The following is a 25,178-nucleotide window of genomic DNA, read 5'->3' on the forward strand; positions in this document are numbered from 1 at the left end:
ATGGGAACCCCCGCATTAGATCTTCGTTCACCCATGGATTGGAAGGGCCTGACTCCGGATCGTTGTAGGAAACCCTGGAGTTGGCGGGTGCCTGGCATACGTACGGAAGGCGGGGGAGGAGGACCGTACGCAGAAACGGTGGAAGACCCAGCGGCGCCTACCCGGCGAGTGCCATGTCACACTCATGCCATGCGCGTGTATCTCGGCTCCGACCATGCAGGCTTCGACCTCAAGAACCACCTCGTCGAGTGGCTCAAGGCCCACGGCCACGAGCCCGTCGACTGCGGTCCCCACATCTACGACGCCCAGGACGACTACCCGCCGTTCTGCCTCCGCGCCGCGGAGCGGACCGCGGCCGACCCCGACAGCCTCGGCGTCGTGATCGGCGGCTCCGGCAACGGCGAGCAGATCGCCGCGAACAAGGTCAAGGGCGTACGCGCCGCGCTGGCCTGGAGCGAGGAGACGGCGAAGCTCGGCCGCGAGCACAACAACGCCAACGTCATCTCCGTCGGCGGCCGGATGCACACCCAGGAAGAGGCCACGAAGTTCATCGAGGTCTTCCTCGACACGCCCTACTCCGGCGAGGAGCGGCACACCCGCCGCATCGACATGCTCTCCGCGTACGAGACCACCGGCGAACTGCCCGCCATCCCCGCGCACCACCCGCAGGGCTGACCGCCGCACCCCTCCCCCACGCCTGAACGGCGCGGGGGGGACCCCCATCGCCCGCCCACCCCGGCCGCCGGGGAGGGCGGGCGCACCCACTGGAGAGCACCCATGCCCGAGGGCCACACCATCCACCGCCTCGCCGCCGACTACGGCGAACGCTTCCTGGGGCGCACGGTCCGCGCCACCAGCCCGCAGGGCAAGTTCTCCGACGGTGCGGCCCTCGTCGACAACCAGGTCCTCAGCCGCACCGAAGCCCACGGCAAGCACCTGTTCCTCGGCTTCGGTCCGGACCGCTGGGTCCACATCCACCTCGGCCTCTTCGGCAAACTCGGCTTCGGCGGCGCCCCCGCCCCGCCGCCCACCGACACCGTGCGGCTGCGCCTCGCCGGCCCCACCGCACACGCCGACCTCCGCGGCCCCACCACCTGCGCACTGATCACCGACGCCGAGAAGCAGGCCATACACGACCGCCTCGGCCCCGACCCGCTGCGCCCCCACGACGACGGCACCCGCGCCTGGCAGCGGATCTCCCGCAGCCGCACCACCATCGCAGCCCTGCTGCTCGACCAGAAGATCATCGCCGGGGTCGGCAACGTCTACCGCGCCGAGGTCCTCTTCCGGCACGGCATCGACCCCTACCTCCCCGGCCGCGACCTCACCCGCCCCCAATGGGACGCCGTCTGGGCCGACCTGGTGTTCCTGATGGCCGAGGGCGTCCGCCACAACCGGATCGACACCGTACGGCCCGAGCACATGCCCGAGGCCATGGGCCGCCCGCCCCGGGTCGACGACCACGGCGGCGAGGTCTACGTCTACCGCCGCGCCCAGCAGCACTGCCACATCTGCGGCAGCGAGATCCGCACCGCCGGCCTCGCCGCCCGCAACCTCTTCTGGTGCCCGGGCTGCCAGCCCACCACCGGACGCTGACCACCGCCCCTGCCCCCTCGGGCACGCCCTAGAAGCCGTGCGGCAGCCACGGCGCGACGTCCGTCCCGAACGCCACCGAAGCCGCCCCCAGCGCACCCCGCCGCTCCTCCCGCACCCGCCCCGCCGCCGCCAGCGCCGACAGCGTGAAACCCCCGAGGTACGCCGACCCCAACTCCCGAACGGACAGCGTCAGTTCGGCCGGGTCCGTGGTCCGCGCGCAGCCGGCGCCCGTCGCGTCACCGGACAGCCGCCACCGTCCCGCGTTCCACGGGCAGAACGCGTCCGCCACCTCCAGCACCACATCCACCGGCGTCTGATACGTCCGCGCCGCCAGCGCCGCGCCCACCTCCACCGGCCGCACGAACAACGACTCCCGCAGCGCGATCCGGCAGCGCCGCTGGTCCGCCACCAGATGGAGCAGCGGATCGTCCACCGGCCGCGTCGGCACCGTCACCGACGACGTCAGATCGATCCCGAACAGATAGCGCCACAGCGCGGCGTACACCACCGGATCCAGCGCCTCGACGTCCCGCAGCAGCACCACTCCGGCCGGCCCCGCGTCCGCCCACTCCGGTCGGACCGCATAGCGCGCGTACCCCCGCACCTCGCCGTCCACCTCGGCCAGCACGCACTGCAACGCCCCCGCCCCGCCCCGCTCGGCCGGCAGGTCGAGCACCGGCACCCGCTCCCAGCCGGGCCGGCGGGCCAGCATCCCGGCCCGGCCCGGCACCAGGCGGGCGTACACCCGCTCGCACGTGTCCAGCGCGGCCACCGGGTCCACCAGGCGCAACCGCACACCGTCCGCCCCGGGCAGCTCGGGTGCCGCCAGCTGCACCGTGTCCACGGTCAGCCGCATGTCCTGGGCCGCCGCCCCGTAGCCGAACCGCCCGTAGATCGCCGGCTCCGACGCCGTCAGCACCGCCAAGGCCTCACCGCGCTCGTGGACGTCCGCCAGCTGGTGGCGCATCATCGCGCGCAACAGCCCCCGCCGGCGGTGCGTCGGCCGCACCCCCACCATCGTCACCCCGGCCACCGGCACCCCGAAACCGCCCGGCACCGTCAGCCGGAACGAGAACGCCCCCGCCGTCGCCACGATCTCGTCGCCGTCCCAGACCCCGAACGACCGGTCGACCTCGGTGAGCACCCGCCGCAGCGCCAGCTTCTCGGCCGGCTGCGGCACCCCGCCGAACGCCAGGTCCAGCGCATCGGACCAGGTCTCCCACTCGGCGTCCCGCAGCGCCCGCAGCTCCGTCTCCATACCTCCATCCCTAGCAGCACACTCTCCGGCCGCGCGACCGTATTTCGAACGGGGTTTCCCGGCAATTAGCCGGAGCGACGTGCGGCGAATCGACGCGCCGCCGAACGGGTGGATAAGGTCCCAGAGCGATGACGAGTGGCCCGGGAACGGAAACCCTGACGGCCCGGGTGCACAAAGGTCTGCACCGGGCCCGCGTCGGCGTGCGCAAGGCCGGGGTCGACTACTTCCGCGGCGAAGGCTCCGACCGGTTCGCGCTGATCGCCCTGCTCATCGCCATCGCCGTGATCGCCGCCGGCACCCTCTGGCGCCCCGAATGGTTCGCCCCCACCGCCCTGGTCCTCCCGGTGATCGCCGGGGGGCTGCTGCTGCGCCCGGCCAACCTCCTCGTCCTCTACGGCGCCTCGGCCGCCGCCCTGGTCGTCGAGTCCGCCCTGTTCGGCCCGTACGACGAAGGACCCGACCGGATCACCCCCGGCACCGTCCTGGTCGTCGCCGCCGTCGGGTTCTTCGGCCTGCTCATCGCACAGTTCCGCAGCCGCGTCGGAGTGCCCTGGCGGCGCGGCGGCACCATGCTCTTCGACCTGCGCGAACGCATCCGCGTCCAGAGCACGCTCCCCAGACTGCCCAAGGGCTGGCACCACGAGATGGCGCTCCGCCCGGCCGGCGGCCAGTCCTTCTCCGGCGACTTCGTGGTGGCCTCGCGCACCCACGGGGGCAGCATCCTCGAAGTCGTCCTCACCGACGTCTCCGGCAAGGGGATGGACGCCGCCTCCCGCGCCCTGCTCCTCTCCGGCGCCTTCGGCGGGCTGCTCGGCTCCCTCCCGCCGCACGGCTTCCTGCCCGCCGCCAACGGCTACCTCCTGCGCCAGGACTGGGACGAGGGCTTCGCCACCTCCGTCCACCTCGTCCTCGACCTGGAATCCGGCGACTACGAACTCCTCTCCGCAGGGCACCTGCCGGCGCTCCAGCTCAGCGCGGGCAGCGGCCGCTGGGAGGAGAAGCCGGGGGACGGCCCGCTGCTCGGCGTCTACGACGGCGCCCAGTTCGACCCCGTCAAGGGCACGCTGCGCCCCGGCGACGTCCTGATGCTCTTCACCGACGGCCTGGTGGAGGCCGCCGACCGCGACATCGCCGAGGGCATCGACCGGCTCACCGGCGAGGCCGACCGCTACGTCGCCAGCGGCTTCGCCGGCGCCGCCTGGCATCTGATCGAAGCCGTCGCCAAGGACGTCAACGACGACCGGGCACTGCTGCTGATCTGCCGGGACGCCTGACCCACCACCGCGGCCCAGACCCGCCCGGCCGGCCAGGGGTGGGGTTTTCCCCAGTCCCGACCTGCGGTGATCCGCAGGTCGATTGTGCGGTCCTCCTCATGGTCCCGGCACCGTCCCGATCCGTACGGTGAAACAGGTGAGACCGGCCGCGACGGGGGCCGGGGCCGGACGAGACGAGGGGCGCGCCACCATGATCCTGCGCAACCGGCGGGACACCGCACGGAACACCACACCCGGCAGCGGGCCGGCCGGCCACCACGCCGTCGAACTCCGCGGAGTGCACCGCCGCCACGGCCGCGGGGCCACCGCCGTGCACGCCCTGCGCGGTATCGATCTGACGCTTCCCCACGGCTCGTTCACCGCCGTCATGGGCCCGTCGGGCTCCGGAAAGTCGACGTTCCTCCAGTGCGCCGCCGGCCTGGACCGGCCCACCGCGGGCTCCGTCCGTCTCGCCGGCACGGAGATCAGCCGGATGAGTGAGAACCGTCTCACCACCCTGCGCCGCAACCGCCTGGGCTTCGTCTTCCAGGCCTTCAACCTCCTGCCGGCGCTCACCGTCGAGCAGAACGTCCTGCTGCCGATGCGGCTGGCCGGCCGCCGTCCCGATCCCCGGCGGGCGGCCTCGGTGCTGGCGCGGGTCGGCCTGGGCGAGCACGCCCGGCGCCGCCCCGGCCAGCTCTCCGGAGGCCAGCAGCAGCGCGTGGCGATAGCCCGTGCCCTGGTCACCGAACCCGACGTGGTCTTCGCGGACGAGCCGACCGGTGCCCTGGACACCGGCACCGCCGCAGAGGTGCTCGGCCTGCTGCGCCACGCCGTGGACGGCCTCGGCACCACGGTCGTGATGGTCACCCACGACCCGGTGGCCGCCGCCTGGGCCGACCAGGTCCTGATCCTCACCGCCGGCACCCTCACCGACCGCCTGCGGTCCGCCACCCCGGACCAGATAGCCGCCCGCATGGCCACGGCCACGGCCACGGCCACGGACAGGGCTGCGGCGACGGCCACGGACAGGGCTGCGGTGACGGCCAGGGCCACAGCCACGGTCAGGGCGACCGCCGCGGCCCGGCCGGCGGCGTAGGACCCCGGTGTCCGTCCGCAGGGCCCCTCAGGTGGTGGCCTGGGCGCGGGTTCGGGCCGCGTCGGCCGGGTCCTTGCGGAACGCCCAGGCCATCGTCGGCTCCATGGCGAAGCGGAAGACCCGGCGGACGGGGGGTGTGCACAGCGCCGTCACGACCAGTGCGGCGATGAGGGTGACGGTGATCTCGCCGAGCGGGCTGTGCAGCCAGGGGTAGTCGTCGAACCAACCCCAGAAGCGGGAGCCCTTCGCCAGGAAGCCGTGCAGCAGGTAGCCGTACAGCGTCCCGGCGCCCAGCACGGTGAACCACGTCCGCCGTGTCGGCACCCAGGCGAAGAAGCAGGCCACGAGCACGAGCGAGCAGCCGAACAGAGCCAGTGTCATCACCACGCCGACCCACCAGCTGGTGCCCAGTTCCTGTGCGCTGTCGCGGTGGTAGAACCACGCCGACGTCATCCGGGGCGCCGCCCAGTAGGCCGTGACCAGTGCGGCCGCGAAGACCGGCAGCGAGGCGATGCGCACCCGGCGCCGCTGCACCAGCGCGAAGTGCTCCGGCCGCAGCGCCAGTCCCAGCACGAAGAACGGGAGGAACTGAAGAACGCGCTGCATGTCCAGGTCGTCGCCGATGTCCGGCGAGACGGAGGCCAGTACGGCGATGGCGAGGGCGAGCGGAATCGGCCAGCGGACGATCTTCCACAGCGGGGTGGTCAGCCGCCATACGAACAGCGCCACCAGGAACCACGTCAGGAACCACGGATCGAGCAGGCTGATCGGGTGCCCGGGGTCGTCGTCCGCCCAGCGCTTGAAGAAGGCATAGGCCGTCTCGAAGTGGACGTAGGGGACCGCGACGCCGGTGACCAGGCGCTGTAGCCGGTCCTTGCGCATGTCGAAGCTGCGCGAGAAGTAGCCGGAGATGATGATGAACGCCGGCATGTGGAAGGCGTAGACGGTCATGTAGAGCGCCTCGGCCGCCCGGCTGCCGTCGGTCAGCGGCTCCCATGCGTGGCCCATCGCCACCAGCACGATGGCCAGGTACTTCGCGTTGTCGAAGAACGCATGCCGCCCCCCGGACGAGGATGCCGGCGCGGCAGCGCCCTCGGGTGCGCCGGAGGGCGCTGCCGAGGGCGCGGCCGGGTCCGTACCCGCCGCCTCCCGGAGAGGGGGGAGCTCGCGTCGTGGGGTGGGGGCAGCCGGAAACATTTGAGGCACGATAGCGGCGCTCGACGAATGCGTAAAACCGCCTCCACGTCATTCCCTATTTCCCCGGGCGCGGTCATCGATATGACCTGCGATCGACCCGCGATTGACCTGCGATAAAGCTGGCGTTCAGCGAGGCGCACACTCCACCGATCGCCCATTTTGCCGCACTTCATACCCCCAAAAAGGGCGATATCCCCAGCGAACGACGCAGGCGGAATGTCCGCTCCTTCCCTCTTATGTTCCATGAAGGAGGTCACGCCGATTGCGCGGTGTAAAGCCGTGACGGACACCACGAATAAGTGAATTCGACGGGCTGTGCACCCGGGGAAATGATCAGCGGCGACGGGGCGGAGGTGAAGAGGGAATGGGCGATGGGGCGCCAGGCCGAGCGAATTGCCGGGCCTCCGTACGGCGTTCGGCCGTCATGCCGCGGATGCCCGTCGGTCACCCTGGCGACGCCCTGTCGGTGCCCCGCGGTCACCGTCGGCCGGAATCGGGCAAAGCGTTGGCCGATGATTCGTCACCGGCCTGCAGTGGGCATGGAGTTGGTGGCACGATGGTGCCGGGGGTGTGCGCAGCATGCTCCCGGGCGGGTGAGGCGTTCCGACCAAGGGTGTGATCAGTTGTGGCTCTTTCGCTGTCAGTTGTGCTGCTGTTGGGGATCATCATGATCGTGCTGATCAGGGGGAAGTCGCTCAAGGCGGGCCCGGCACTGGTCGCCATACTGTTCGGCTTCTTCCTCGCCTCCACGGGAATGGCGCCGTCGATCAACAGATTCCTCAACTCCCTGGCGGACACCATCAACCACATCACGTTCTAGGTGCCCGCCGGTCCCGGGCCGGCCGGTCGCCGATGAGGCCCGGCGGTGCGGGGTCTATGCGTCCCCGGTCCGCCCCAGCGCCTCGCGTACGGCCTCCTCGGTGCGTCCCACCAGCGCCGTTCCGTCATCCGCGGTGATGATCGGCCGCTGGATCAGCCGAGGCTGTGCCGCCAGCGCCGCGATCCACCGCTCACGCGCGGCGTCGGTGCGCTCCCATCCCCCGATCCCCAGTTCCTTCGCCGCGGCCTCCTGGGTCCGGGTGATGTCCCAGGGCTCCAGGCCCAGCCGTACCAGCACCGCGCGCAGCTCGTCGGCGCTCGGCGGGTCTTCCAGGTACCTGCGGACGGTGTACCGAGCGCCCTCCTCGTCGAGGATCTCGACGGCGGAACGACACTTGGAGCACGCGGGATTGAGCCAGATCTCCATGCCGGTCACTCTATTGACCGCCGCGCGAGGGGCGAAGTGGGGTGCACGCCGGCGGATGTCGGGGCGACCACCCGCAATTGCCGTTCCGGAAAGCGGAAAACCCCAGGCCGTCCGGCCCGGGGTCTCCTCGTCAGAGCGGGCGACGGGAATCGAACCCGCGTAGCTAGTTTGGAAGACTAGGGCTCTACCATTGAGCTACGCCCGCAAGCGCCGCAGGTCACGGACCTCGGCACGCAGTGCATCCTAGCGGGTCATCGCGGTGCGCCGCACACCCCTTCCGCACGCCGCGCCCGGACCGTCCGCGCGGACCCCGGCGGACGCTCCCGCTCCGCACGTCGCCCGCACCGGGCATCCGGATAACTGGCAGCCGTTCTGTCCGCAGCCATGTACCCTACGTGTCGCACCGACGGGGTGTGGCGCAGCTTGGTAGCGCGTCCGCTTTGGGAGCGGAAGGTCGTCGGTTCGAATCCGGCCACCCCGACCAGCAGGTCAGCCCGGCAGTAGCCGCCGGGCGTACCCCCGTCCCGAGCCGCCCGCAAGATCGGCGGGGCGTGCGGGGGCATCCAAGATCACGTTGTCGGCGTCATCCTCCTTGCGGTTACTATGCAAGCTACGTGTCCGTGTGTCTGTGTACCGGGCACGATCGGCCGGACCCGGAACAACCGGGTACTGGTGGATCTCGATCAGCAGAACCCCAGAAGTCAGCCCCAAGGAGACCGAACCGTGAAGAGCGCCGTGGAGACCCTGAACCCGACTCGGGTTCGGCTCACTGTCGAGGTGCCCTTCGAGGAGCTCAAGCCCAGCCTCGACGCGGCGTACAAGAAGATCAACCAGCAGGTCACGGTGCCCGGCTTCCGCAAGGGCAAGATCCCGGCCCGCGTCATCGACCAGCGGTTCGGCCGCGGCGCGGTGCTGGAGGAGGCCGTCAACGACGCGCTCCCGAAGTTCTACACCGAGGCGGTCAACGAGGGTGAGCTCAACGTCCTCGGCCAGCCCGAGGTCGACATCACCGAGCTCAAGGACAACGAGCTGTTGGCCTTCACCGCCGAGGTCGACATCCGTCCCGCCCTGGAGATCCCGGACTACTCCGGCATCGAGGTCGAGGTCGACGCCGTCGAGGTGTCGGACGAGGACGTCGACAAGTCCGTCGAGCAGCTCCGTGAGCGCTTCGCCTCGACCAGCCCGGTGGAGCGCGCCGCCCAGGACGGCGACGTCGTGACGATCGACCTGGAGGCCAAGGTCGACGGCGAGGTCCTGGAGGACGGCGTCGCGAAGGACGTCAGCTACACCATCGGGTCCGGCGAGCTGCTCGACGGCATCGACGACGCGGTCAAGGGCCTGGAGGCCGACGGCAGCGCCACCTTCACCTCCGAGCTCAAGGGCGGCTCCGCCCAGGGCAAGGAGGCCGAGGTCACCGTCAAGGTCACCGAGGTCAAGGTCCGCGAACTGCCCGAGCTGGACGACGACTTCGCCCAGCTGGCCAGCGAGTTCGACACCCTCGACGAACTCAAGGCGGACAGCCGCAAGCGCCTCGAGCAGATGAAGAAGTACGACCAGGCCACCCAGGCGCAGGAGAAGGTCCTGGACGAGCTGCTCAAGCTCGTCGAGGTGCCGATGCCGGAGAAGCTGCTCGCGGACGAGATCCAGACCCGCAAGCACAACCTGGAGCACCACCAGCTCGGCCAGATGGGCCTCGACCTCGCGAAGTACCTGGAGATCCAGGGCAAGACCGAGGAGGAGTTCGACGCCGAGACCAAGGAGCAGGCCGAGAAGGGCATCAAGACCCAGTTCATCCTCGACGAGCTGGTCAACAAGGAGAAGCTGAACGTCAGCCAGGAGGAGCTCACCGAGCACCTCATGCGCCGGGCGCAGTCCTCCGGTATGAGCCCCGACCAGTTCGCCCAGGCCGTCGTCGAGGGCGGCCAGGTGCCGATGCTCGTCGGTGAGGTCGCCCGCGGCAAGGCGCTCGCGGTGGTCGTCGAGGCCGCCACGGTCAAGGACACCAACGGCGAGGTCGTCGACATGGCCGACGAGGACGAGGCCGAGGTCGCCGAGGCCGTCGTCGCCGAGGCCGAGGGCGAGGGCGAGGAGAAGACCGAGGCCTGAGCCCCGGTACGATCGCCGATCGACTGATCACGGGCCCGAACACGCACGTCCGCGTGTTCGGGCCCGTGTGTCGTACCGGCCGGTGAGCCTGCGCTCACAGCGAACAGTTCTCGATGCGGGATGGCGTTGTCCGACCTGCGCGTTAGGGTCCGTAGATACGAGGGCAGGGGAGTCCCTGAAACCGCGCCGGGGCAGGATGCGGCGGCGGTCCCCGCGCCCCAGAAGACGACGCTGAGACGGCCCCAGGCCGTCCGACAACGAGCAGGTGGACACGTGACGATCCCGATGCCTTCCGCCGCCGCTGAGCCGACCATCGGTGGCCTCGGCGACCAGGTCTACAACCGGCTGCTCGGCGAGCGGATCATCTTCCTCGGCCAGCCGGTCGACGACGACATCGCCAACAAGATCACGGCGCAGCTGCTTCTCCTCGCCGCGGACCCGGACAAGGACATCTACCTCTACATCAACTCCCCGGGCGGCTCGATCTCGGCCGGCTTGGCGATCTACGACACCATGCAGTACATCAAGAACGACGTGGTGACGATCGCGATGGGCCTGGCCGCCTCCATGGGGCAGTTCCTGCTGAGCGCCGGCACCCCGGGCAAGCGCTTCGCGCTGCCGAACGCGGAGATCCTCATCCACCAGCCCTCCGCGGGCCTGGCCGGCTCCGCCTCGGACATCAAGATCCACGCCGAGCGTCTGCTGCACACCAAGAAGCGGATGGCGGAGCTGACGGCCTTCCACACCGGCCAGACCGTCGAGCGGATCACCCAGGACTCGGACCGCGACCGTTGGTTCTCCGCGGACGAGGCCAAGGAGTACGGCCTGATCGACGATGTGATGACCTCCGCTTCCGGCGTTCCGGGCGGGGGCGGCACCGGGGCCTGAGCCCCGCAGCACTCGCCCCAGCCACCCCAGCCCACTTGATCGCCACCAGGACGGTGAACACCACGATGAACAACTTCCCCGGCAGCGGCCTCTACCAGCGCGCCGAGTCCGAGTTTTCCGGCCCGCGGGCCGAGTCCCGCTACATCGTCCCGCGTTTCGTCGAGCGCACGTCGCAGGGCGTGCGCGAGTACGACCCGTACGCCAAGCTGTTCGAGGAGCGAGTGATCTTCCTCGGCGTGCAGATCGACGACGCCTCGGCCAACGACGTCATGGCGCAGCTGCTGTGCCTGGAGTCGATGGACCCGGACCGTGACATCTCGATCTACATCAACAGCCCCGGCGGCTCCTTCACGGCGCTCACGGCCATCTACGACACGATGCAGTTCGTGAAGCCGGACATCCAGACGGTCTGCATGGGCCAGGCGGCCTCCGCCGCGGCCGTGCTGCTCGCGGCCGGTACCCCCGGCAAGCGGATGGCGCTGCCGAACGCGCGGGTGCTGATCCACCAGCCCTACAGCGAGACGGGCCGCGGTCAGGTCTCCGACCTGGAGATCGCCGCCAACGAGATCCTGCGGATGCGTTCGCAGCTGGAGGACCTGCTGGCCAAGCACTCCTCCACGCCGATCGAGAAGATCCGTGATGACATCGAGCGTGACAAGATTCTGACCGCCGAGGAGTCCCTGGCGTACGGTCTGGTCGACCAGATCGTCTCGACGCGCAAGTCGTCGGTCTCGATCGGTTAGGGATCTGCTCGCGATCTTCGCGAAGTGAGCCGGAGCGTTGCCCCCTTGGACCGGTACGGGATCGAGTGAACCGAGTCGGTCCAAGGGGGGCCCGTACGGGGGGCCCGGCAAGGTACCGTCGATAGGCAAGCACCCGGGTCCGTGGAGCAATGCGGATCCCAGGCGAAGGGGAAGCACCTCGTGGCACGCATCGGTGACGGCGGCGACCTGCTCAAGTGCTCGTTCTGCGGAAAGAGCCAGAAGCAGGTGAAGAAGCTCATCGCGGGACCTGGTGTGTACATCTGCGACGAGTGCATCGACCTCTGCAACGAAATCATCGAGGAGGAGCTCGCCGAGACCTCCGAGGTGCGGTGGGAGGAGCTCCCCAAGCCCCGGGAGATCTACGAGTTCCTGAACGGCTACGTCGTCGGCCAGGATCCCGCGAAGAAGGCGCTCTCGGTCGCCGTCTACAACCACTACAAGCGGGTGCAGGCGGGCGAGAACGGCCCCGGGCGCGGTGACGAGGGCATCGAGCTCGCCAAGTCCAACATCCTGCTGCTCGGCCCGACCGGCTCCGGCAAGACCCTGCTCGCGCAGACCCTCGCCCGGATGCTGAACGTGCCGTTCGCGTTCGCCGACGCCACTGCCCTGACGGAGGCCGGGTACGTCGGCGAGGACGTCGAGAACATCCTCCTCAAGCTCATCCAGGCCGCGGACTTCGACATCAAGAAGGCCGAGACCGGCATCATCTACATCGACGAGATCGACAAGGTCGCCCGCAAGAGCGAGAACCCGTCGATCACCCGGGACGTCTCCGGCGAGGGCGTCCAGCAGGCGCTGCTGAAGATCCTGGAGGGCACCACCGCCTCCGTCCCGCCCCAGGGCGGCCGTAAGCACCCCCACCAGGAATTCATCCAGATCGACACCACGAACGTCCTGTTCATCGTGGGTGGCGCGTTCGCCGGCCTGGAGAAGATCATCGAGGCCCGGTCCGGCGCCAAGGGCATCGGCTTCGGCGCCACGATCCGCTCCAAGCGGGAGATCGAGTCCAAGGACCAGCTCCAGGACGTGATGCCGGAGGACCTGGTGAAGTTCGGGATGATCCCGGAGTTCATCGGCCGTCTCCCCGTCCTCACCTCCGTCCACAACCTCGACCGCGAGGCGCTGCTCCAGATCCTGGTCGAGCCGCGCAACGCCCTGGTCAAGCAGTACAAGCGGCTCTTCGAACTCGACGGCGTGGAGCTGGACTTCGACCGCCCGGCCCTGGAGGCCATCGCCGACCAGGCCATCCTCCGCGGCACCGGCGCCCGCGGCCTGCGCGCCATCATGGAGGAGGTCCTCCAGGCGGTGATGTACGAGATCCCGTCCCGCAAGGACGTCGCCCGCGTCGTCATCACCGCAGACGTCGTTCACTCGAACGTGAACCCGACCCTGGTCCCGCGCACCCGCGGCGACTCGGGCGAGCCGCAGGAGAAGAGCGCGTAGGCGCGCCCGTTCCGGACACACGAGAGCCGCCCGGCAGCTTGGCTGCCGGGCGGCTCTGTGCCACTGCGTATGCCGCTCAGCGATTCAGTTGAAGCGCCCGGCCTGCTGGCAGGCAATGTCTGCGAGGTCCGGCCGGATGTTGAGCGACAGCAATCCCATCAGGCACGCACCGTAGTTCTGCACGGCCCCGCTCCCGATGGAGCAATTGCCGTGGATCTTTGGTCCGACTTTGTACCCGGCTCCGGCGAGAAATGTCTCGCACTGTTTGGTAGTGGCCTGAGCTGGTGTTGTCGCCAAGATGGGAAGTGCGGCTGCCGCTACTAACGTTGCCGTCACCGTCGCCAAGCGGCGTACTGCATTGCGCACGACAATCCCCTCGTTGTTGATCTTTTAGTCGGCATGAACATATCAGCCGAGAGATCCGGCCTTAGGTCGGAAAGGGGTTTCGGTCACTGATTGGCCAGGGTGCGTGGTTTCGTCGACTGACAAAGGAAAGCGCTCGACGAGGGCAGATCCTCGTCGAGCGCTCGGAATCCTCAGGTCGGAGTGGTGCCGCTACTTCTCCTTGCGGACCTCGTTGCGGATCTTTGCGGTCTTCTCCGAGAGCTGCTCGGCGGAGAGCGGATCGCCGCCGGTCTGGATGCCGCCCGAGGCCGACGGCGGGGAGGGCGCCGACTGGACGATGCCGATCGCGCTGCTGTCACCCCAGACGCAGACGGAAACCTTCTGGGACGCGGTGACGCCTCCCATCGACACGGTCGCCTTCTGTTCCTTGCACTTCATGACGGCGCCGTCGAAGTCGCTCGGTGAGAACTCGGTCACCGGCGTCACCGTTTCGATCTTGGCGCCGCTCGCGTTCTTCTGCTGGTTCTCGTCGAGCTTGGCGTACAGCTGGTCCACAGCGCTCTCCGGGTCGTTCACCTTCCCGTAGATGCCCGCCACTCCGAGGACCAGCTTGCTGGCGTTGGTGTATCCCCCCTGCACGACCTTGCCGTCCGTGACCCCCATCGCCCGCAGTTCCTTGTCGTCGGAGAGGTCCTTCGGCGCTGCCGCGGCCGGGTTGCCCGGTGACTTGCTGTACTCGTTGTTGAGCAGCTTCTCCGGCATCGAGATCGTGTAGGGCTTCACGTCCCCGCCCGACCCGAAGACGAAGTACGCGCCCACGCCGATCGCGGCGACGACGGCGACCGCGCCGATGATGAGGCCGATCTTCTTGCCGCTGCCGCCGGTCTCCGGCGCGCCCTGCGGGATCATGCCGTAGGGGGTCTGCTGGCCGCCGTACGGGGCCTGCTGGCCGTAGCCGGGCTGGGCGGGCTGCTGGGGGTAGCCGTAGCCCTGTTGCGGGGGCACCTGGCCGCCTTGCTGGGGGTAGCCGTATCCGGGCTGCGGAGGCACCTGGCCGCCCTGCTGCGGGTAGCCGTAACCGGGCTGCGGAGCCGGCGGCTGCTGCGGCTGGCCGTACGGTCCGGGCTGCTGGGGCTGCTGCCCGTACGGGCCGGGAGGCGGCTGGTTGAAGCTCATGGAGCGGTTCCCCTCGTGACAACTGAGGACAGTTGAGTTCTGCGTGTGAAGTTCTGCGGTGTTTATGCGCTGCCGACATCCTGTACGACGTGGCTGACAGCCGTTGCCCCGGGGGCGAAACCGATTCGAAGCTGGTACATCCCCGCCCGTACACTGTCCGTCGTGACCGAGAACACTCAGCAGAGCAACCACAGCGCCCCCGAATTGCCGACTCAGTACACGCCGGCCGACGTAGAGGGGCCGCTGTACGAGCGCTGGGTAGAGCGTGGTTACTTCGAGGCGGACGAGAAGAGCGACAAGCCGCCGTACACCATCGTCATCCCGCCGCCGAACGTCACCGGCTCGCTGCACCTGGGGCACGCCTTCGAGCACACCCTGATCGATGCGCTCACCCGGCGTAAGCGGATGCAGGGGTTCGAGACGCTCTGGCAGCCGGGCATGGACCACGCGGGTATCGCCACCCAGAACGTGGTCGAGCGGGAACTCGCCAAGGAGGGTGCGTCGCGGCACGACCTGGGGCGCGAGGCGTTCGTCGAGCGCGTCTGGCAGTGGAAGGGCGAGTCCGGCGGGCAGATCTCCGGCCAGATGCGGCGGCTCGGTGACGGCGTCGCATGGTCGCGCGAGCGGTTCACCATGGACGAGGGCCTGTCGAAGGCCGTCCAGACGATCTTCAAGCGGCTCTACGACGACGAGCTGATCTACCGCGCCGAGCGGATCATCAACTGGTGCCCGCGCTGTCTGACCGCCATCTCGGACATCGAGGTGGAGTACCAGGACGACGACGGCGAGCTGGTGTCGATCCGGTACGGGGAGGGCGATGCATCGATCGTCGTCGCCACCACCCGCGCCGAGACGATGCTCGGTGACACCGCCGTGGCCGTCCACCCGGACGACGAGCGGTACGCCCATCTGGTGGGCACCGAGATCGAGTTGCCGTTGACGGGCCGGCGGATCCCGGTCGTCGCGGACGAGCATGTCGACCCGGAGTTCGGCACCGGCGCGGTGAAGGTCACGCCGGCGCACGACCCGAACGACTTCGAGATCGGGCGGCGGCACGACCTGGCCAGCCTGGCCGTCCTCGACGAGCGCGGCATCATCACGGCGCACGGCCCGTTCCAGGGGCTGGACCGCTTCGAGGCCCGTTCGGCGATCGTCGGTGCGCTGCGCGCCGAGGGCCGGATCGTCGCCGAGAAGCGCCCGTACACGCACTCCGTCGGGCACTGCTCGCGCTGCAAGACGACCATCGAGCCGCGGCTGTCGATGCAGTGGTGGGTCAAGGTCGGCCCGCTGGCGAAGGCCGCGGGTGACGCGGTCCGCGAGGGCAAGGTCGCGATCCACCCCAAGGAGATGGAGTCGCGCTACTTCGGCTGGGTGGACAACCTCCACGACTGGTGCATTTCCCGGCAGTTGTGGTGGGGTCACCGCATTCCGGTCTGGTACGGGCCGAACGGTGAGGTCGTCTGCGTCGGTCCGGACGAGGAGCCGCCGAGCGGCGAGGGCTGGCACCAGGACACCGACGTCCTCGACACCTGGTTCTCGTCGGGCCTGTGGCCGTTCTCCACGCTGGGCTGGCCCGAACAGACCCCGAGCGTCGAGAAGTTCTACCCGAACTCGGTGCTGGTCACCGGCTACGACATCCTCTTCTTCTGGGTCGCCCGGATGATGATGTTCGGGCTGTACGCGATGGACGGCACCCCGCCGTTCCACACCATCGCGCTGCACGGCATGGTCCGCGACCAGTTCGGCAAGAAGATGTCCAAGTCCTTCGGGAACGCGGTCAACCCGCTGGACTGGATGGACAAGTACGGCTCCGACGCCGTCCGCTTCACGCTGGCCCGCGGCGCGAACCCGGGCGTGGACGTCCCGATCGGCGAGGACTGGGTCCAGGGTTCCCGCAACTTCGCCAACAAGATCTGGAACGCCACCCGGTTCGCGCTGATGAACGGTGCGACGGTGGAGGGCGACCTCCCGCCGGCCGAGCAGCTGTCGGCGACCGACCGGTGGATCCTCTCACGGCTGAACTCGGTCGTCGCCGAGGTCGACGCGTACTACGACGACTACCAGTTCGCGAAGCTGTCGGACGCGCTCTTCCACTTCGCCTGGGACGAGGTCTTCGACTGGTACGTGGAGCTGTCCAAGACCACGTTCATGGCGGGCGGGCCGGCCGCCGACGCCTCGCGCCGGGTGCTGGGCGAGGTCCTGGACGTCACGCTGCGGCTGCTGCACCCGGTCGTCCCGTTCGTCACGGAGACCCTGTGGACGACGCTGACCGGTGGGGAGTCGCTGGTCATCGCCGACTGGCCCGGCGACTCAGGCTTCCGGGACGAGGCCGCGGAGCGGGAGATCGAGACCGTCCAGCAGGTCGTCACGGAGGTCCGCCGGTTCCGGTCCGACCAGGGGCTCCAGCCCGGCCAGAAGGTCCCGGCGCGGCTGGACCTGTCCGGTACGGCGCTGACGGCGCACGAGGCCGCGATCCGCTCGCTGCTGCGGCTCCAGCCGGCCGGTGACACCTTCAGCGCCACCGCCTCACTGCCGGTCGCGGGCGCCACGGTCGCCCTGGACCTGTCCGGTGCGATCGACGTGGAAGCGGAGCGGAAGCGGCTGACGAAGGACCTGGCGGCCGCCGAGAAGGAGAAGGCGCAGGCCACCGGCAAGCTCGGCAACGAGGCGTTCCTCGCCAAGGCGCCGGAGAAGGTCGTGGACAAGATCCGCGGCCGTCTGGAGGCCGCGGAGGCGGACATCGTCCGGATCACCGCGCAGCTGGCGGCCCTGCCCACGGCGTAGTCCCGGTAGCTCCGGAAGCCTGCGCAGGCCCCTCGTCCGTACGGGCGGGGGGCCTGTGGCGTCCCCGCTCCTGCCCCCTGCCCCTGCCCCGCCGGCCGCGTTCGCGGACCGGCCAGAGCAGGACGTACGCCGTCGAGACGGCCACGAAGGCCAGGCGGATCAGGCCGCGGGCGGAGTCGTCGGGGACGGCGAAGACGCTGCCGTAGAGGATCAGCAGGGCCAGCCAGCTCCACCAGGGGACCAGCCGGCGCTGCCCGATGACGTCCCAGAGCAGGGTGCCCAGCAGGACGGACGCGGTGTAGTACGTGTAGACGCTGGGGTCGAGGACGATCCGCGCGTTGGCGCCCAGCAGGACCACCGCCGCCCAGCGGCCGCGCCAGACGGCGATCGAGCCCAGCGTGAGGCCGAGCGCGGCCTGGGCGGGGCGGTCCCAGCCGGGGGTCTCCGGGTCGCCGACGCCCAGCCAGCGCAGGGCGGACGCCGGATGGTTGGGTATGGCGAACTTCGCGGCGGCGAAGGACTGCGAGTCGCCGACGAAGAACGGCAGCCAGGCCAGCGCCACCAGGCCCGCGCACCACAGGCCGGCCCGCAGCCACCTCTCCCGGGGGAGCGCCAGCAGCAGGGGCAGGAAGGCCAGTGCGGTGGGCTTGGAGTCCATCGCCAGGGCCAGGAAGACACCGGTGTGGGCGGCGTTGCCGCGGGTGACGGCGCGTACCGCGAGGGCGGTGAAGAACAGCGCGAGGACGTCGTCGAGGTGCCCGAAGCGGACCGCGACCTCGATCCACATGGGGATGAAGGCCAGCCCGGCGATCAGCACGCGCTGCCGCAGCCGCTGGTGGTTGGTGCCGGTGCCCAGGAAGTGGTGGGCGGCGCTGCGGCCGGCCAGGACCAGGATGACCAGGCCGAGCAGCGACATCAGGGCCGCGGCGAGGAACTGCCCGGTGGCCTCCGGGAAGGGGTTGAACAGGCCGGCGGTCAGGAAGCTGAGCGGGCCCATCTGGAGCTCGGGGTGGTGCGCGTAGAGGTTGAGGCCGCCGGTGCCGTCGCCCGTGTCCTGGTAGATCAGTTCGCCGCCGGTGCGCAGATAGTGCCAGGAGAATCCGCCGTGCGGTTCGACGAGGGCGAACCACAGCACGGTCCAGGCGGTGAGCAGCACCAGGTGCATCCGCTGACTGATTGCCGGCACGCGTCCTCAGCTCCTGCCTCTCCGTTCGCCGTGTGCGGGCGTCCGCCGGGGCGCACCGCTGCCGGTGGCCTCCGGGTGCGCACGGCCCTTAGTCGAAGAGGGGCACAGGGGGCAGAGGGTTGTTCCGACCGGCGGATTCGGCCGATTCGGCCCGTTCTCATGGCGCTCTCATGAAGCCGGGGCACCGTGGGGCGGAATGGCGGGATCCCGGAATGCCGGACTTCCCGTGGAACCGCACGTCCAGCACCGAGGAGTCGCGCCCGATGAACAAGCCACTGCGACGGGTCTCGGTCTTCTGCCTCGCCCTGGTCCTGGCGTTGATGGGCTGGGCCACCTGGATCCAGGGCGCCAGGGCCAGTGACTACAAGGAGGACCCGCACAACCCGCGGGTCGTGATCGGCAAGTACGCGGCGCCGCTCGGCAACATCCTGGTCGACGGGGAGCCGATCACCGGCTCCGCCCGCACCTCCGCCACGCTGAAGTACAAGCGGACCTACAAGGACGGTCCGCTCTACGCGCCGGTCACCGGCTTCACCTCGCAGATCTTCGGCAGCAACCAGCTGGAGAGCCTCTACGGCGACCTCCTGGACGGCTCCGACAGCCGGTTGCAGAGCCCCGCCGACGCGCTGACCCGTACCCGCGCCAAGGGCGGCGACGTGGCCACCAGCATCGACGCGAAGGTCCAGAAGGCCGGCTATCAGGCGCTGGACGGCAAGAAGGGGGCGGCGGTCGCCATGGACCCGGCCACCGGGCGCATCCTCGGCATGGTCAGCACCCCGTCGTACGCCCCGGGGAGGTTCGCCGGGTCCTCCGCCGCCGACCAGAAGGCCTGGCAGCAGCTGTCCGCCGACCCGGACCACCCGGAGGTCAACCGGGCGTTGCGGCAGCCGCTGCCGCCCGGCTCCACCTTCAAGCTGGTGGTCGCCGCGGCCGCGCTGGAGAACGGCCTGTACTCCTCGGTGGACGAACCCACCGACAGCCCTGACCCGTACACCCTCCCGCACACCCGCACCACGCTGAAGAACGAGAGCGCCTCCGCGCCCTGCAAGAACGCGACCATCCGCACCGCGCTCCAGTACTCCTGCAACACCGTCTTCGCGAAGATGGCCGTCGACCTGGGCAAGGACGAGGTCAAGGCGCAGGCCGAGAAGTTCGGCTTCAACGACCACGCGGTGGACACCCCGGTGCGGGCGGCCACCAGCGTCTACCCCTCGGACATGGACGAGGCGCAGACCGCGCTCTCCGGCATCGGCCAGTTCAACGACCAGGCGACCCCGCTCCAGATGGCGATGGTCGCCTCGGCCATCGCCAACGGCGGTGAGCTCAAGGCCCCGCAGCTGGTCGACGCGCTGACCGACGGGGGCGGCAACACCGTGCAGCAGAACTCCCCGCGGACCTACGGCCGGACCATGTCGGCGCGGACCGCTGAGCAGCTGCGGTCGGCGATGCGCACCGTCGTCGACCAGGGCACCGGCTCCAACGCGAAGATCGACGGGCTGACCGTGGGCGGCAAGACGGGCACCGCACAGCACGGCGTCGACAACAGCGGTACGCCTTACGCGTGGTTCGTGTCGTACGCCGAGGACGGCCACGGGCGCCGGGTGGCGGTCGCCGTGATGGTCGAGGACGGCCATGCGGCCCGCAACGAGGTCTCCGGCAACGGGCTGGCGGCGCCGGTCGCGCGGGCGATGATGAAGGCGGCGCTGGGGTAGTCCGGACCGAGGCGCGGGCGGCGGCCGGCGTGCGGCGCGGCGGTGGCCGACGTGGGGCGGGGCCCGGTGCGGGCGACCGGCGGGTGGCGCGGTGGACGGCGCAGCGCACCGCTGTCAGTGGCGCCTCGTAGACTTGTCGTCGTGAGCGAGCGCCCCGGAAACGACGACCCCGACCCGACCGACGCCTTCGACGAACTGGTCGAGGCGGAGACCGACCGTGACCCCGATCTCGCGGTGATCGAGGCCGGTAGCCGCACCCTGCGCGCGCAGGCCGGACCGCCGCAGGGGGAGCCGGTCCCGGCCCGGCCGACCGACCCCGAGGTCGACCGCGCGCTGCGCGCCGTCGAGGAGGAGCTGGCGGGCCGCTGGGGCGAGACCAAGCTCGACCCGTCGGTCCAGCGCATCGTGGCGCTGCTGGACATCCTGGGCTCCCCGCAGCGGGCCTACCCGTCCATCCACATCACCGGCACGAACGGCAAGACCAGCACGGCCCGGATGATCGAGGCCCTGCTGGGCGCCTTCGAGCTGCGCACCGGTCGCTACACCAGCCCGCACGTCCAGTCGATCACCGAGCGGATCAGCCTGGACGGCAGCCCGATCTCCGCCGAGCGGTTCATCGAGACCTATCAGGACATCGCGCCGTACCTGGAGATGGTCGACGCCCAGCAGCAGTACCGCCTGTCGTTCTTCGAGGTACTGACGGCGATGGCGTTCGCCAGCTTCGCGGACGCGCCGGTGGACGTCGCGGTCGTCGAGGTCGGCATGGGCGGCACCTGGGACGCGACCAACGTGATCGACGGCGACGTCGCCGTGATCACCCCCATCTCGCTGGACCACACCGACCGGCTGGGCGAGACGCCCGAGCAGATCGCCGGTGAGAAGTCCGGGATCATCAAGAAGGACGCCACCGTCGTGCTGGCGCAGCAGCCGGTGGACGCGGCGTCGGTGATGCTCAAGCGCGCGGTCGAGGTGGACGCCACGGTCGCCCGCGAGGGCATGGAGTTCGGCGTGCTCTCCCGCGAGGTCGCGGTCGGCGGCCAGATGCTGACGCTGCGCGGGCTGGGCGGCGAGTACCCGGAGATCTTCCTGCCGCTGTACGGCGCCCACCAGGCGCACAATGCCGCGGTGGCGCTCGCCGCGGTCGAGGCGTTCTTCGGCGTCGGGTCGGAGCAGGCCCGGTCGCTCGACATCGACACCATCCGCTCCGCGTTCGCCGCGGTCACCACGCCCGGCCGGATGGAGGTCGTCCGCCGGAGCCCGACGGTGGTGCTGGACGCGGCGCACAATCCGGCGGGCGCGCAGGCGACGGCCGAGGCGGTCACCGAGGCGTTCGGATTCAGCCGGCTGATCGGCGTCGTCGGCGCCAGCGACGACAAGGACGTCCGGGGCCTGCTGGAGGCGTTCGAGCCGATCTTCGCCGAGGTCGTGGTGACGCGTAATTCCAGCCATCGTGCGATGGATCCCGATGAGCTGGCGGCGGTCGCGGTGGAGGTCTTCGGCGCCGAGCGGGTCCAGGTCGAGCCGCGCCTCGACGACGCGCTGGAGGCGGCGATCACGCTGGCCGAGGAGGAAGGCGAGTTCTCCGGGGCGGGCGTCCTGGTGACCGGTTCGGTGATCACGGTCGGCGAGGCCCGACTGCTGCTGAGGAGGAGCTGACCGTGCGCACGCTGTGTGCCAGCACCCTGATAGGCGAGTTCTTCGTGATCGGCTTCGCCGGTCTGGTCGCGATGCAGATGACCGCTCTCTCGACGGCCGTGATCTGGACGGTCAGCGGGATCGCGATGCTGCTGAGCATCCTGTTGTGCGGGATGCTGGGCCGTCCCGGCGGGGTCCAGCTCGGCTGGGCGCTGCAGATCGCGCTGATCGCCAGCGGGTTCGTGGTGCCGACGATGTTCTTCCTGGGTGTGGTGTTCGCCGCCCTGTGGTGGGCGTCGGTCCACTTCGGCCGCAAGGTCGACGCGGCCAAGGCCCGCTGGGCCGCCGAAGCGTCCGCAGAGCCGGCCTGACCGCTGACCGCTGACCGCGCCGACCGTCCCGCGCCGCGGCCACGGTCGGCGCGCGGCGCCGGCGGCCGACGGGGAACGCAGGGGAGCGGCGCGGTGCTGTACAGGGGCCCTGTAGCCTCAGTGCACCCGCTGACCGTCGTACGTATACAGGGAGCCCCTTCGTGAGCCAGCGCACGCTCGTCCTTCTCAAGCCCGACGCCGTTCGCCGTGGTCTGATCGGCGAGATCATCGGCCGTATCGAGAAGAAGGCCGGCTGGACGATCAGCGCGCTGGAGCTGCGCAGCCTGGACCGCGAGATCCTTGAACAGCACTACGCCGAGCACGTCGGCAAGCCGTTCTACGAGCCGCTGGTGGAGTTCATGTCCTCCGGACCGGTCGTTTCGATGGTCGTCGAGGGTGAGCGGGTGATCGAAGGCGTACGGACGCTGGCCGGTCCGACTGACCCGATTGCCGCGCCAAGTGGGTCCATTCGTGGGGACTTCGGAACGATCACCCGGGAGAATCTGATCCATGCATCGGATTCCGAAGAGTCCGCCGAGCGCGAGATCAAGATTTTCTTCCCTGGGATTTCCTGACGCTTCATCAGCTGTACACCCCTCGTGACCAGGGGCGACCGAAAATTTCCTCGGTCGCCCTTTGGTGTATGCGACACGATCGGGGGAACGCTTCACCGCGACACGACGTCACCATTAAGGGGGGCGGGTGCGTGTACGGCTGACAATGGCGGAACAGCCTCCCGACGTGTTCGAGTGGGCGCACTACGAACTACGATGGAGGCTTCCGCGCCTCACAGCGCATCACCTCCTGCCGACCTCCAGTAAGCATTCGCTCCAGTTGGGAAGGCCAGACGTATCCTCATGGGGAACAACATGTCGTTCATCGGCCGTGACATGGCTGTCGACCTCGGGACCGCCAACACGCTGGTGTACGTCAGGGGCCGCGGAATCGTCCTCAACGAGCCGTCGGTCGTGGCCATCAACACCAACACCGGCGGCATTCTCGCGGTGGGTGCTGAGGCGAAGAAGATGATCGGGCGCACGCCCGGCAACATCGTCGCCGTACGGCCCCTGAAGGACGGCGTGATCGCCGACTTCGAAATCACCGAGCGGATGCTCCGCTACTTCATCCTCAAGATCCACAAGCGGCGCTATCTGGCGCGCCCGCGGGTCGTGGTGTGCGTTCCCTCCGGTATCACCGGAGTTGAGCGCCGCGCGGTCATCGAGGCCTCGACCCAGGCCGGTGCGCGCCAGGTGCACATCATCGAGGAGCCGATGGCGGCCGCGATCGGCTCCGGCCTGCCGGTCCACGAGGCCACCGGCAACATGGTCGTGGACATCGGCGGCGGTACGACCGAGGTCGCGGTCATCTCGCTGGGCGGCATCGTCACCGCCCAGTCCATCCGGGTGGCCGGCGACGAGCTCGACAACGCCATCATCCAGCACATCAAGAAGGAGTACAGCCTTCTGCTGGGCGAGCGCACCGCCGAGAGCATCAAGATCACCATCGGCTCGGCGTACGACCTCGAACAGGACGAGCACACCGAGATCCGCGGCCGCGACCTGGTCTCCGGCCTGCCGAAGACCGTCGTCATCTCGGCCGCCGAGGTGCGCAAGGCCATCGAGGAACCGGTCAACTCCATCGTCGACGCGGTCAAGACGACCCTCGACAAGTGCCCGCCGGAGCTGTCCGGTGACGTCATGGACCGCGGCATCGTGCTCACCGGAGGCGGCGCCCTGCTCCGCGGCCTCGACGAGCGACTGCGCCGCGAGACCGGCATGCCCATCCACATCGCCGAGGACCCGCTCGACTCCGTCGCGCTCGGTTCCGGCAAGTGCGTCGAGGAGTTCGAGGCGCTCCAGCAGGTCCTCGACTCCCAGCCCCGTAGGTAACGACCCCTGGTTCCCGCCCGCGCCGCGGCCGTCGTGTCCGGCGTCCGCGGCGGTCGGGCATCAGGGCGGAAGCAGTCGGTCCGCCCCGTTCCACGGAAAGGGTCCGCGCAGGCGAATCCCCCGATACGGATCGTTGATGCGGATCGTTGATATACAGGCACAACATCTCGACAGACACGGTGTGCTGACGCTCCACCGCTCGGCACCGTCACAGCAAGGCACAACGCTCAACTCCCGAACGAGACCGGCGGGGCCCGCAGCCGGCCGGTCCTACGAGGAAGGACACGGCCGCCGCACGTGAGGGACACACGAGAGAGCCGGCTGCTGCTGGTGCTGCTGGTCGCGATCGCGTTCGCGTTGATCACGGTCGACATCCGCGGCGGCGAACAGTCCCCGCTGGACGGTGCCCGGCAGGCCGCCGCCTCCGCCTTCGGCCCGGTCGAGAGCGGCATCGCCCGCGTCGTCGACCCGGTGGGCAACGCCGTAGGCGCCGTACGGGACTCCGGCCGGCGGCACGGCCGGATCGCCACGCTGGAGCACGAGAACGAGGCGCTCAAGGCCAAGCTCGGCTCCTCCGACCGCAACCGCAGCCGCGCCGCCGAGCTCGACAAGATCCTCAAGATCGCGGGCACCGGTCAGTACGCCATCAAGGGCGCCCAGGTCATCGCCATCGGCTCGGCCCAGGGCTTCTCCTGGACCATCACCATCGACGCCGGCAGCCGCGACGGCATCGCCCGCGACATGACCGTGCTCAACGGCGACGGCCTGGTCGGCCGGGTCACCACCGTTGGCGCCGAGACCTCCACCGTGCTGCTCGCCGCCGACCCGGACTTCACCGTCGGCACCCGCATGGAGAAGACCAACGAGATCGGCTTCGCCAACGGGCAGGGCGTCAACTCGCTGCGCGTTCAGCTCCTCAACGGCCGGGCCGGGGTGAAGAAGGGCGACCGGCTGGTCACCTTCGGCTCCAGCAAGGACAAGCCGTTCGTGCCCGGCGTGCCGGTGGGCCGGGTGGTCAAGGTCGAGCCCTCCAACGGCGATCTGACCCGTACCCTCCAGGTCCGGCCGTTCGTCTCGTTCTCCCAGCTCGACATCGTCGGCGTGGTCGTCCAGCCGCCCCGCGAGGACCCGCGCGACACCGTCCTGCCGCCCAAGCCCGCGAAGCCCAAGCCGGCGCCGACGGTCACCGTCACGGCCACCCCCTCCGCGAGCGCCTCCCCCAGGAGCTGA

Annotated in this window: 21 protein-coding genes and 2 tRNA genes; 17 read left to right on the forward strand and 6 right to left on the reverse strand. The window is 69.8% G+C overall.

Annotated features, from left to right (window positions below):
• Positions 1 to 189: 189 nt before the first annotated feature.
• Positions 190 to 675: a ribose-5-phosphate isomerase gene (locus tag AB0C96_RS06355; RefSeq protein ID WP_362914274.1), complete on the forward strand. Its 486-nt coding sequence runs from the start codon at positions 190 to 192 to the stop codon at positions 673 to 675.
• A gap of 102 nt (positions 676 to 777) precedes the next feature.
• Positions 778 to 1,596, forward strand: coding sequence for a DNA-formamidopyrimidine glycosylase family protein (locus AB0C96_RS06360; protein WP_362914276.1), 819 nt, complete (start codon positions 778 to 780; stop codon positions 1,594 to 1,596).
• Positions 1,597 to 1,624: 28 nt separating this feature from the next.
• On the opposite strand, the gene AB0C96_RS06365 is transcribed toward AB0C96_RS06360, so the two are convergent.
• A complete protein-coding gene (locus AB0C96_RS06365; protein WP_362914278.1) occupies positions 1,625 to 2,854 on the reverse strand; it encodes a GNAT family N-acetyltransferase in 1,230 nt (409 codons plus the stop codon).
• Positions 2,855 to 2,982: 128 nt separating this feature from the next.
• Here AB0C96_RS06365 and AB0C96_RS06370 point away from each other — a divergent pair, with 128 nt between their 5' ends.
• Positions 2,983 to 4,128: a PP2C family protein-serine/threonine phosphatase gene (locus tag AB0C96_RS06370; protein WP_362914280.1), complete on the forward strand. Its 1,146-nt coding sequence runs from the start codon at positions 2,983 to 2,985 to the stop codon at positions 4,126 to 4,128.
• A gap of 190 nt (positions 4,129 to 4,318) precedes the next feature.
• Positions 4,319 to 5,206: an ABC transporter ATP-binding protein gene (locus AB0C96_RS06375; RefSeq protein ID WP_362914282.1), complete on the forward strand. Its 888-nt coding sequence runs from the start codon at positions 4,319 to 4,321 to the stop codon at positions 5,204 to 5,206.
• A gap of 27 nt (positions 5,207 to 5,233) precedes the next feature.
• Here AB0C96_RS06375 and AB0C96_RS06380 read toward each other — a convergent pair whose 3' ends face one another.
• Positions 5,234 to 6,403 carry an acyltransferase family protein gene (locus AB0C96_RS06380; RefSeq protein ID WP_362914284.1) on the reverse strand — a complete coding sequence of 390 codons (1,170 nt, stop codon included), beginning with the start codon at positions 6,401 to 6,403 and terminating at the stop codon, positions 5,234 to 5,236.
• Between the two features lie 625 nt (positions 6,404 to 7,028).
• On the opposite strand from AB0C96_RS06380, the gene AB0C96_RS06385 reads away from it, so the two are divergent.
• Positions 7,029 to 7,223: a hypothetical protein gene (locus AB0C96_RS06385; RefSeq protein WP_361313555.1), complete on the forward strand. Its 195-nt coding sequence runs from the start codon at positions 7,029 to 7,031 to the stop codon at positions 7,221 to 7,223.
• A gap of 54 nt (positions 7,224 to 7,277) precedes the next feature.
• On the opposite strand, the gene AB0C96_RS06390 is transcribed toward AB0C96_RS06385, so the two are convergent.
• A complete protein-coding gene (locus tag AB0C96_RS06390) occupies positions 7,278 to 7,649 on the reverse strand; it encodes an arsenate reductase family protein (RefSeq protein ID WP_362914286.1) in 372 nt (123 codons plus the stop codon).
• A 134-nt stretch (positions 7,650 to 7,783) separates the two neighbouring features.
• Positions 7,784 to 7,854 (reverse strand) — tRNA-Gly (locus AB0C96_RS06395).
• Positions 7,855 to 8,056: 202 nt separating this feature from the next.
• Here AB0C96_RS06395 and AB0C96_RS06400 point away from each other — a divergent pair.
• The 5 genes from AB0C96_RS06400 (at position 8,057) to clpX (ending at position 12,850) form a co-directional block, all read left to right on the forward strand.
• Positions 8,057 to 8,133 (forward strand) — tRNA-Pro (locus tag AB0C96_RS06400).
• 239 nt (positions 8,134 to 8,372) lie between these two features.
• Positions 8,373 to 9,755, forward strand: coding sequence for a trigger factor (gene tig, locus AB0C96_RS06405; protein WP_362914288.1), 1,383 nt, complete (start codon positions 8,373 to 8,375; stop codon positions 9,753 to 9,755).
• Positions 9,756 to 10,040: 285 nt separating this feature from the next.
• Positions 10,041 to 10,643, forward strand: a complete 603-nt coding sequence (locus AB0C96_RS06410) for an ATP-dependent Clp protease proteolytic subunit (RefSeq protein ID WP_362914459.1) — start codon at positions 10,041 to 10,043, stop codon at positions 10,641 to 10,643.
• A 65-nt stretch (positions 10,644 to 10,708) separates the two neighbouring features.
• Entirely contained in the window at positions 10,709 to 11,386 is a 678-nt protein-coding gene (locus tag AB0C96_RS06415) for an ATP-dependent Clp protease proteolytic subunit (protein ID WP_362914461.1), read from the forward strand.
• Positions 11,387 to 11,566: 180 nt separating this feature from the next.
• Positions 11,567 to 12,850, forward strand: coding sequence for an ATP-dependent Clp protease ATP-binding subunit ClpX (gene clpX / locus AB0C96_RS06420; protein ID WP_362914290.1), 1,284 nt, complete (start codon positions 11,567 to 11,569; stop codon positions 12,848 to 12,850).
• A gap of 555 nt (positions 12,851 to 13,405) precedes the next feature.
• Here clpX and AB0C96_RS06425 read toward each other — a convergent pair.
• The gene (locus AB0C96_RS06425) at positions 13,406 to 14,371 is read right to left on the reverse strand and encodes a hypothetical protein (protein ID WP_362914292.1); all 966 of its coding nucleotides are present in this window, start codon (positions 14,369 to 14,371) and stop codon (positions 13,406 to 13,408) included.
• 162 nt (positions 14,372 to 14,533) lie between these two features.
• Between AB0C96_RS06425 and AB0C96_RS06430 the strand changes: the two genes are divergently transcribed.
• Positions 14,534 to 17,155: a valine--tRNA ligase gene (locus AB0C96_RS06430; RefSeq protein WP_362914294.1), complete on the forward strand. Its 2,622-nt coding sequence runs from the start codon at positions 14,534 to 14,536 to the stop codon at positions 17,153 to 17,155.
• Here AB0C96_RS06430 and AB0C96_RS06435 read toward each other — a convergent pair.
• Positions 17,121 to 18,320, reverse strand: coding sequence for a hypothetical protein (locus tag AB0C96_RS06435; RefSeq protein ID WP_362914463.1), 1,200 nt, complete (start codon positions 18,318 to 18,320; stop codon positions 17,121 to 17,123). The two genes, AB0C96_RS06430 and AB0C96_RS06435, sit on opposite strands and share 35 nt — an antisense overlap.
• Before the next feature lie 284 nt (positions 18,321 to 18,604).
• Between AB0C96_RS06435 and AB0C96_RS06440 the strand changes: the two genes are divergently transcribed.
• The 6 genes from AB0C96_RS06440 to mreC all read left to right on the forward strand — a co-directional run bounded on the left by AB0C96_RS06440 (position 18,605) and on the right by mreC (position 25,178).
• A complete protein-coding gene (locus AB0C96_RS06440) occupies positions 18,605 to 20,053 on the forward strand; it encodes a penicillin-binding transpeptidase domain-containing protein (protein WP_362914296.1) in 1,449 nt (482 codons plus the stop codon).
• Positions 20,054 to 20,194: 141 nt separating this feature from the next.
• Positions 20,195 to 21,709, forward strand: coding sequence for a folylpolyglutamate synthase/dihydrofolate synthase family protein (locus AB0C96_RS06445; protein ID WP_362914298.1), 1,515 nt, complete (start codon positions 20,195 to 20,197; stop codon positions 21,707 to 21,709).
• Positions 21,710 to 21,711: 2 nt separating this feature from the next.
• Positions 21,712 to 22,059 carry a DUF4233 domain-containing protein gene (locus AB0C96_RS06450; RefSeq protein WP_362914300.1) on the forward strand — a complete coding sequence of 116 codons (348 nt, stop codon included), beginning with the start codon at positions 21,712 to 21,714 and terminating at the stop codon, positions 22,057 to 22,059.
• Between the two features lie 161 nt (positions 22,060 to 22,220).
• The gene (ndk, locus tag AB0C96_RS06455; protein WP_362914302.1) at positions 22,221 to 22,634 is read left to right on the forward strand and encodes a nucleoside-diphosphate kinase; all 414 of its coding nucleotides are present in this window, start codon (positions 22,221 to 22,223) and stop codon (positions 22,632 to 22,634) included.
• A gap of 294 nt (positions 22,635 to 22,928) precedes the next feature.
• Entirely contained in the window at positions 22,929 to 23,948 is a 1,020-nt protein-coding gene (locus AB0C96_RS06460) for a rod shape-determining protein (RefSeq protein ID WP_003985182.1), read from the forward strand.
• 297 nt (positions 23,949 to 24,245) lie between these two features.
• Positions 24,246 to 25,178 (forward strand): rod shape-determining protein MreC, encoded by a 933-nt coding sequence (gene mreC / locus AB0C96_RS06465; RefSeq protein ID WP_362914303.1) that lies wholly within the window; start codon positions 24,246 to 24,248, stop codon positions 25,176 to 25,178.

The sequence above is a fragment of the Streptomyces sp. NPDC048506 genome, assembly GCF_040651315.1.
Classification (GTDB): Bacteria; Actinomycetota; Actinomycetes; order Streptomycetales; family Streptomycetaceae; genus Streptomyces.

Excerpts from the sequence above, each read along its gene's own strand:
- AB0C96_RS06370 (WP_362914280.1), top strand. The coding sequence starts at position 2,983 with ATGACGAGTGGCCCGGGAACGGAAACCCTGACGGCCCGGGTGCACAAA.
- AB0C96_RS06375 (WP_362914282.1), top strand. The coding sequence starts at position 4,319 with ATGATCCTGCGCAACCGGCGGGACACCGCACGGAACACCACACCCGGC.
- AB0C96_RS06460 (WP_003985182.1), top strand. The coding sequence starts at position 22,929 with ATGTCGTTCATCGGCCGTGACATGGCTGTCGACCTCGGGACCGCCAAC.
- AB0C96_RS06425 (WP_362914292.1), bottom strand. The coding sequence starts at position 14,371 with ATGAGCTTCAACCAGCCGCCTCCCGGCCCGTACGGGCAGCAGCCCCAG.
- AB0C96_RS06440 (WP_362914296.1), top strand. The coding sequence starts at position 18,605 with ATGAACAAGCCACTGCGACGGGTCTCGGTCTTCTGCCTCGCCCTGGTC.
- AB0C96_RS06355 (WP_362914274.1), top strand. The coding sequence starts at position 190 with ATGCGCGTGTATCTCGGCTCCGACCATGCAGGCTTCGACCTCAAGAAC.
- AB0C96_RS06390 (WP_362914286.1), bottom strand. The coding sequence starts at position 7,649 with ATGGAGATCTGGCTCAATCCCGCGTGCTCCAAGTGTCGTTCCGCCGTC.
- AB0C96_RS06365 (WP_362914278.1), bottom strand. The coding sequence starts at position 2,854 with ATGGAGACGGAGCTGCGGGCGCTGCGGGACGCCGAGTGGGAGACCTGG.
- AB0C96_RS06380 (WP_362914284.1), bottom strand. The coding sequence starts at position 6,403 with ATGTTTCCGGCTGCCCCCACCCCACGACGCGAGCTCCCCCCTCTCCGG.
- AB0C96_RS06410 (WP_362914459.1), top strand. The coding sequence starts at position 10,041 with ATGCCTTCCGCCGCCGCTGAGCCGACCATCGGTGGCCTCGGCGACCAG.
- AB0C96_RS06415 (WP_362914461.1), top strand. The coding sequence starts at position 10,709 with ATGAACAACTTCCCCGGCAGCGGCCTCTACCAGCGCGCCGAGTCCGAG.
- AB0C96_RS06360 (WP_362914276.1), top strand. The coding sequence starts at position 778 with ATGCCCGAGGGCCACACCATCCACCGCCTCGCCGCCGACTACGGCGAA.
- AB0C96_RS06435 (WP_362914463.1), bottom strand. The coding sequence starts at position 18,320 with ATGCACCTGGTGCTGCTCACCGCCTGGACCGTGCTGTGGTTCGCCCTC.